Annotated in this window: 8 protein-coding genes; all 8 read left to right on the top strand. The window is 43.2% G+C overall.

Going from position 1 to position 6,354, the window contains the following annotated elements; all coding sequences use genetic code 11:
• Positions 1–703, top strand: a 703-nt coding sequence (gene flgA / locus WA010_RS12765) for a flagellar basal body P-ring formation chaperone FlgA (protein ID WP_422557500.1), incomplete at its 5' end; no start/stop codon positions are given.
• On the top strand, positions 700–1,224 hold the full coding sequence (locus WA010_RS12770) for a UbiX family flavin prenyltransferase (RefSeq protein WP_422557501.1): 525 nt from the start codon (positions 700–702) through the stop codon (positions 1,222–1,224). The genes flgA and WA010_RS12770, both read left to right, overlap by 4 nt.
• A 17-nt stretch (positions 1,225–1,241) precedes the next feature.
• On the top strand, positions 1,242–1,733 hold the full coding sequence (gene coaD, locus WA010_RS12775) for a pantetheine-phosphate adenylyltransferase (RefSeq protein ID WP_422557502.1): 492 nt from the start codon (positions 1,242–1,244) through the stop codon (positions 1,731–1,733).
• On the top strand, positions 1,718–2,299 hold the full coding sequence (tmk, locus tag WA010_RS12780) for a dTMP kinase (RefSeq protein WP_422557503.1): 582 nt from the start codon (positions 1,718–1,720) through the stop codon (positions 2,297–2,299). Before coaD ends, tmk begins: the two co-directional genes overlap by 16 nt.
• On the top strand, positions 2,296–3,510 hold the full coding sequence (gene hisS, locus WA010_RS12785; RefSeq protein WP_422557504.1) for a histidine--tRNA ligase: 1,215 nt from the start codon (positions 2,296–2,298) through the stop codon (positions 3,508–3,510). The genes tmk and hisS overlap by 4 nt, the downstream gene beginning before the upstream one ends.
• 9 nt (positions 3,511–3,519) lie before the next feature.
• Positions 3,520–5,349 carry a biosynthetic arginine decarboxylase gene (gene speA, locus WA010_RS12790; protein WP_422557505.1) on the top strand — a complete coding sequence of 610 codons (1,830 nt, stop codon included), beginning with the start codon at positions 3,520–3,522 and terminating at the stop codon, positions 5,347–5,349.
• 9 nt (positions 5,350–5,358) lie between these two features.
• The gene (gene cysE / locus WA010_RS12795) at positions 5,359–6,060 is read left to right on the top strand and encodes a serine O-acetyltransferase (RefSeq protein WP_422557506.1); all 702 of its coding nucleotides are present in this window, start codon (positions 5,359–5,361) and stop codon (positions 6,058–6,060) included.
• On the top strand, positions 6,057–6,354 hold a 298-nt coding region (locus tag WA010_RS12800; protein WP_422557507.1), incomplete at its 3' end, for a VanZ family protein. The genes cysE and WA010_RS12800, both read left to right, overlap by 4 nt.

Consider the following 6,354-nt stretch of genomic DNA (forward strand, 5'->3'; position numbering starts at 1 on the left):
GTATAGAATAGACGCACATATCATTGCCAAAACATTCGAACTTAATGGAATTGTAATTGATATTTCTAAAATACGATTTGTTAATTTTACACGTAAAAGCTTAGTTGATATGACCCCCGCCAAAACACAGCTAGAAAAAATGCTCAAAGAATATTATCCATCTATTAAAATCACTTCAATTTTTATTACTCCACGAGGGTATCTCCATTTACTCAATAAAGAATATCGAGCCATCTTTGATACGCGATTTTACCAAAATGCAAAAGGAACATTTTATATTGTTGGTTCAGATGGAATTCGCCACTATGTTGATTATTCTGTCAAAGCGACTCTCAATGTCCTTCATACAGGACAAAATGTAAATCGAAAAGAGACATTAAGCGGATTGAATACTATTTTAAAGCAAGTAGAATTTACATCATTTAGAGATATACCACTCACTGAAATACCGATAGAAACATTCCGGTTTCGTTCCAATCTTAAAGCTAATCAACTTTTGACATTACGCAATATCGAGACTACTCCTCTCGTTTTAAAAAATGAAAATGTCGCTGTAATAGTACAAAGTGATGGTGTTATCGTTGAGTTTGGAGCACGTGCGACGCAAGAGGGGTCACTCTATGATATTATTACAGTCCAAAAAAGGGACGGCAAACGGGTCAAGACCAAAGTAATCGGAGAAAATCGGGTGGAATTACAATGAAAATCGTCGTAGGGATCAGCGGTGCCAGTGGTGCGGCGCTAGGGTTAAAACTCGTCCGTGCCATCCCATCTGACATGCAAAAACACCTCATACTCTCCGATCACGCCCAAATTGTACTTGAAAAAGAAGAGAACCTGATTCTTCACAAAAATGACGAAATTTGGGCATCGGTTGCTTCAGGTTCGTACGGTGCTGATGCGATGATTATCACCCCGTGCAGTATGAATACTCTCGCCAAAATTGCCTGCGGTATTGCCGACAATCTCATTACCCGTGCCGCGAGTGTAATGATCAAAGAGCGTCGAACCCTCGTGCTGGCTCCACGTGAGATCCCCTTTTCACCTATCGCACTGGAAAATATGCACAAACTCTCCATGATGGGGGTTATCATTGCCCCTCCTGTTTTAGCTTATTACGGCGATCAGGAGGATTTAAAGTCGATGGAAAACTTTATGATCGGCAAATGGTTCGATCTGCTGGGAATACCAAATGATCTTTACAAACGATGGGATGACAAATAACATGAATACGGCTTATTATGCATAAAATTGCCCTTTACCCTGGGACATTCGATCCCATTACCAACGGTCATTTTGACATTATCGAACGTGGAATCAAACTGTTTGATGAAGTGATCATTGCCGTCGCCGATTCTCAAGATAAAAAACCGATGTTTACACTGAATGAACGTGTCGAAATGGTGAAATTAGCTATTAAAGATTTGGATCGTGTACGAGTCGTCGGATTTGATAATCTCACCGTTGAACTCGCTAACACCCTCGGAGCGACTGTGTTGATACGAGGACTTCGAGCGGTGAGCGATTTCGAGTTTGAACTTCAACTGGGGTATCTCAATAACTCTCTCGATCCCAACATCGAAACGGTCTATTTGATGCCCAAACTCAAACATGCCTTTATCAGTTCTTCCATCGTCCGAAATTTACTGAAATTCAACGGTAAAACGGTTCATTTGCTCCCTGAACCTGTCCAAAATGTTATCGGGAGTATGAAATCATGTACGTTGCGATAGAGGGGATCGATACCGCAGGTAAAAGCACCCAAATCGAAGCACTTCGCTCCCTTTTTCCGGATGCACTGATTACCAAAGAGCCGGGGGGAACTCCGGCGGGAGTAGAGATTCGAAATATGGTACTATTTGGCAATCTAAAGAGCAAAATGGCAGAAATCTTGCTCTTTTTAGCCGACCGTGCCGAGCATACCGAAGAAGTCATATTGCCCAATATGAATAAACTTGTCATCAGTGACCGCTCCGCCGTATCGGGGATGGCGTATGCGAGCGTTCAAAATCTGTGCGACGAATCAACACTGGTATCATTGAACCGTCTCGCCACCAACGGAATCCTACCCGATACTGTGTTTATTCTCAAACTAACACTCGAAGAACTCACATACCGTTTGAGCCAAAAAGAACACGACGTTATCGAATCACGCGGAGTTGATTATCTACTCAATATCCAAGATGCCCTTATCGCTTCGGCGTATGCACTTGGGATTCAAACCGTCGTAATCGATGCGACACAATCTATCGATATAATTACAGAAGAAATTACCACCCTTATCAAAGGAGCCTTATGATCCAATCTTTGCGCGGAATGAACGACATCCTCTCCGAGGACTATGAACGTTTTGAATACTTTATTACGACTGCCTCTACCATCGCTAAGCGATACGGGTTTCACTATATCGAAACGCCGCTGCTCGAAGAGACGGCTCTGTTCAAACGCTCAGTCGGAGAATCCAGTGACATCGTCGGCAAAGAGATGTATCAGTTTATCGACAAAGGGGAGAATGATGTATGTCTCCGCCCTGAGGGGACAGCCGGAGTGGTACGTGCGTTCATCCAACACAAGCTCGATAAAAAAGGTGGGATCCACCGCTTTTACTATCACGGACCGATGTTTCGATACGAACGCCCCCAAAAAGGTCGATTGAGAGAGTTTCACCAATTCGGGATCGAGAGTTTCGGTGTCGATTCGGTGTATGAAGACGCGTTGATGATTATGATGGTCTCCGATATTCTCAAAGCATTGGGGATCGGGTACCGGCTCAAGCTCAACTCTTTGGGCGATCAAAACTGTATGCCGACATATCGCGAAAAGCTTGTGAGCTTTATCGAAAGTTGCGGTGATGCGATCTGCGGCGACTGTGAGCGTCGTAAACTCACCAACCCTATCCGTGTATTGGATTGTAAAAACGTCTCGTGCCAAGCCCTTTATACGAATGCACCAAAATTAATCGATCATCTATGCGTCGCGTGCCAAAACGATTTTGATACCCTAAAATCGATTTTGGATCAACATAACATTGCTTATGAGATCGATACCAACCTCGTACGAGGACTCGATTACTACTCCAAAACAGCCTTCGAGTTCGTCAGCGACAACATCGGAAGCCAAAGTGCCATCGCCGGTGGAGGACGCTATGATCGTCTGATCGAGTTTTTAGACGGTAAACCGACCCCTGCGGTTGGATTTGCACTGGGTATCGAGCGTCTAATGGAACTTATCGTGATGCCGGAAAAAGTACGTGAAGGATACTATTTCGGAGCTATGGATGCGCAGGCGCTGAGTACCGTTTTACTAGCGGCAGAAAAAGTACGTCGTAATCATAAAGCGGTGGTTGAATACAAACCTCGCAAACTCCAAGATCACCTAAAAGGGGCGGATCGTATCAACGCTCGCTATTGTGCCGTTATCGGTGAAAATGAACTGGCTCAAAACACGATTTGGATAAAAGATTTAGTCGAGAAAACTGAATCAGTGATTCCGTTGAACGAACTCTTATAAAGGATAACCATGCAAAACTACGGTATTGATATTTGGGGTGAAAATAACTTTATGATCGATCAAGGAATGGTTAAAGTTAACTATAAAAGCTCCCCTTCCCTCATCGAAATCAGTCAAAAAATACGTAAAACCAACCTGCGCGGACCGTTAATTTTACGTTTTCCCCATTTGATCGGCAAACAAATCGACCTTTTGTATTCCAATTTTCATCGCGCTATTTTCGAAAATGATTATACAGGAAAATTTCGTGCCGTTTTCCCCCTTAAAGTCAACCAGTTTCCTGAAGCGGTCGATGCAATCGTCGAACACGGTGAACGATACGGTTATGGATTGGAAGCGGGTTCCAAAGCCGAACTCGCCATCGCGATGGCAAAAACAGCTCTAGGTTCTCCGATTACCGTCAATGGATTCAAAGATGAAGAGATGGTGCGCCTCGGATTTATGGCAGCACAAATGGGACACAATATCACTATTACGATCGAAGGGCTGGGTGAGCTAGAGTGGATCATCGACGTAGCTCAATCATGCAATCTAAAAATCCCAAACATCGGTATCCGTATCCGTTTGCAATCCGAGGGAAGCGGTATTTGGGCAAAAAGCAGCGGTTTAGGTTCTAAATTTGGTCTCACCTCTACTGAACTCATCGAAGCGATGAACATGCTCCAAGAGAACAATTTAGTTGAGCATTTCAGTATGATTCATTTTCACGTTGGTAGTCAAATGGAAGATATCTCAACGCTCAAACGTGTTTTACGCGAAGCGGGAAATATCTATGCTGAACTCAAAAAAATGGGAGCAGATAAACTGGGTGCCATCAATATCGGCGGTGGTCTCGCAGTTGAATATTCCCAACACACATCGGGCCGTTTACGCAACTATACCTTAGAGGAGTTCTCTAACAGCGTTGTTTTCTTGCTTCGTGAGATTATGAATGCCAAAGGAGTTTCCCATCCCGATATCTTTACTGAATCGGGGCGCTTTATCGTAGCGTCACACTCAGTATTGATCGCTCCGGTATTGGAACTCTTTTCACATGACTATCAAGCCAAATCACTCAAACTCAAAGAGAATAATCCCCCATTGATTGAAGAGCTGCGTGAGCTCAACTCGCTCCTCTCTCCGCGTACCTGCATCGAGTACATGCATGATGCGCTTGACCATATGGAATCTCTCCTTACCCTCTTTAATCTCGGACATATCGATTTGCAAGATCGCTCCAACGCCGAAATCTTGGTGCATCAGATTATCAAAAAATCGCTCTACCTCTCACAAGACAACCCGATGCCTGAAATCGAGCGTCTTCAGGTGAAGCTCCAAGAGCGTTATTTGATTAATACTTCCATTTTCCAAAGTATCCCCGATTATTGGGGATTACAACAGCAGTTTCCGATCATGCCATTGGATCGTCTCGATATTCCCGCCATCCGTGCAGCTAGTTTGTGGGATATTACCTGTGACAGCGACGGTGAAATCCGCTTTAAACCGGAAACACCGTTGTATTTGCATGATATTGATTTAGATGAGGAAGAGTACTTTCTTGCTTTCTTCAATGTCGGAGCGTATCAAGAGACACTGGGGATGAATCACAATCTTTTTACTCATCCAAGTGAATGTACGATCCTCATTAATGATAATGGATATGAAATCGAAAATTTCACCGAATCTGATAATATTCTCAATATCCTCGAAGATATCGGATATGACGCGTCGAAACTTCTGACTAACCTTAAGAATAAACTTGCTACAAGTGATTTTAGGACAGAAGAAGAAAAAAGTGATACACTTCAAAAACTCGAAATGTACCTCTACCAAAACGGGTACTTACGAACCACACGATAAGGATTGAATTTGGGACTTTTTTCTGAAATAGCCGAAGATTTTTCGAACGTTTATAAAAATGATCCCGCTATCAGTTCTCGTATAGAACTCTTCTTCAATTATCCGGGCGTTTGGGCCATCTTTTGGTATCGTATTTCCCACCGCCTCTATCGATCGGGTTTTCGCGCTATTGCCCGTGTCATTATGGGACTTAACCAAATCGTCACTAACATCGATATCCACCCAGGGGCAACAATCGGACGACGCGTTTTTATCGATCACGGATTTGGCGTAGTCATCGGTCAAACAACGATCATAGAAGATGATGTTCTTATCTATCAGGGGGTAACATTAGGCGGTGTTAGTCTCGTCGCCGGAAAACGGCATCCGACCATTAAAAGCGGTGTCGTTATCGGTGCAGGAGCCAAAGTATTGGGCAATATCACCATCGGTGCCAACTCTAAAATCGGAGCCAATTCCGTCGTCGTTCGCGAAGTTCCCGATAACTCTACAGCGATCGGTATCCCCGCTCACGTTATCCAAAAAGGTCGTGATAAAGACCCGTTCAGCCACAACAAACTTCCCGACATCAACAAAGAGATGTTTGAATATCTCCTACGCCGTGTTGCCGTGTTAGAACATTATATGGTTCAAGACAATACAGAGATACTAGAACAAGATCTCCAACTCGAAAATATTTATGAATCATTTATCAAAGCGATGAAAAATTGATTTTTCGCCTACTTTTTTTCATATCTTTATTATCTATCTCTATTTTAGCTGTCCTCCCTGATTATAATGCCCTCCCTCAGATCGTCTCGATGAGTGACCTATTCAATCATGCAGTAGCCTTTAGTGTTTTAACGCTTCTCTATGTATTCGCTTATTCCCATACTCATAAACGAATCGCTATCACCCTCATTATGTATGGTGTGCTCATCGAAGCAACTCAAGTATTTTTACCGACACGTTATGCCTCTTTCGAAGATATCATTGCCGATTTTGTTGGAATTTTACTAGGCCTTA

It is taken from the genome of Sulfuricurvum sp., assembly GCF_049305995.1.
Lineage (GTDB): Bacteria > Campylobacterota > Campylobacteria > Campylobacterales > Sulfurimonadaceae > Sulfuricurvum.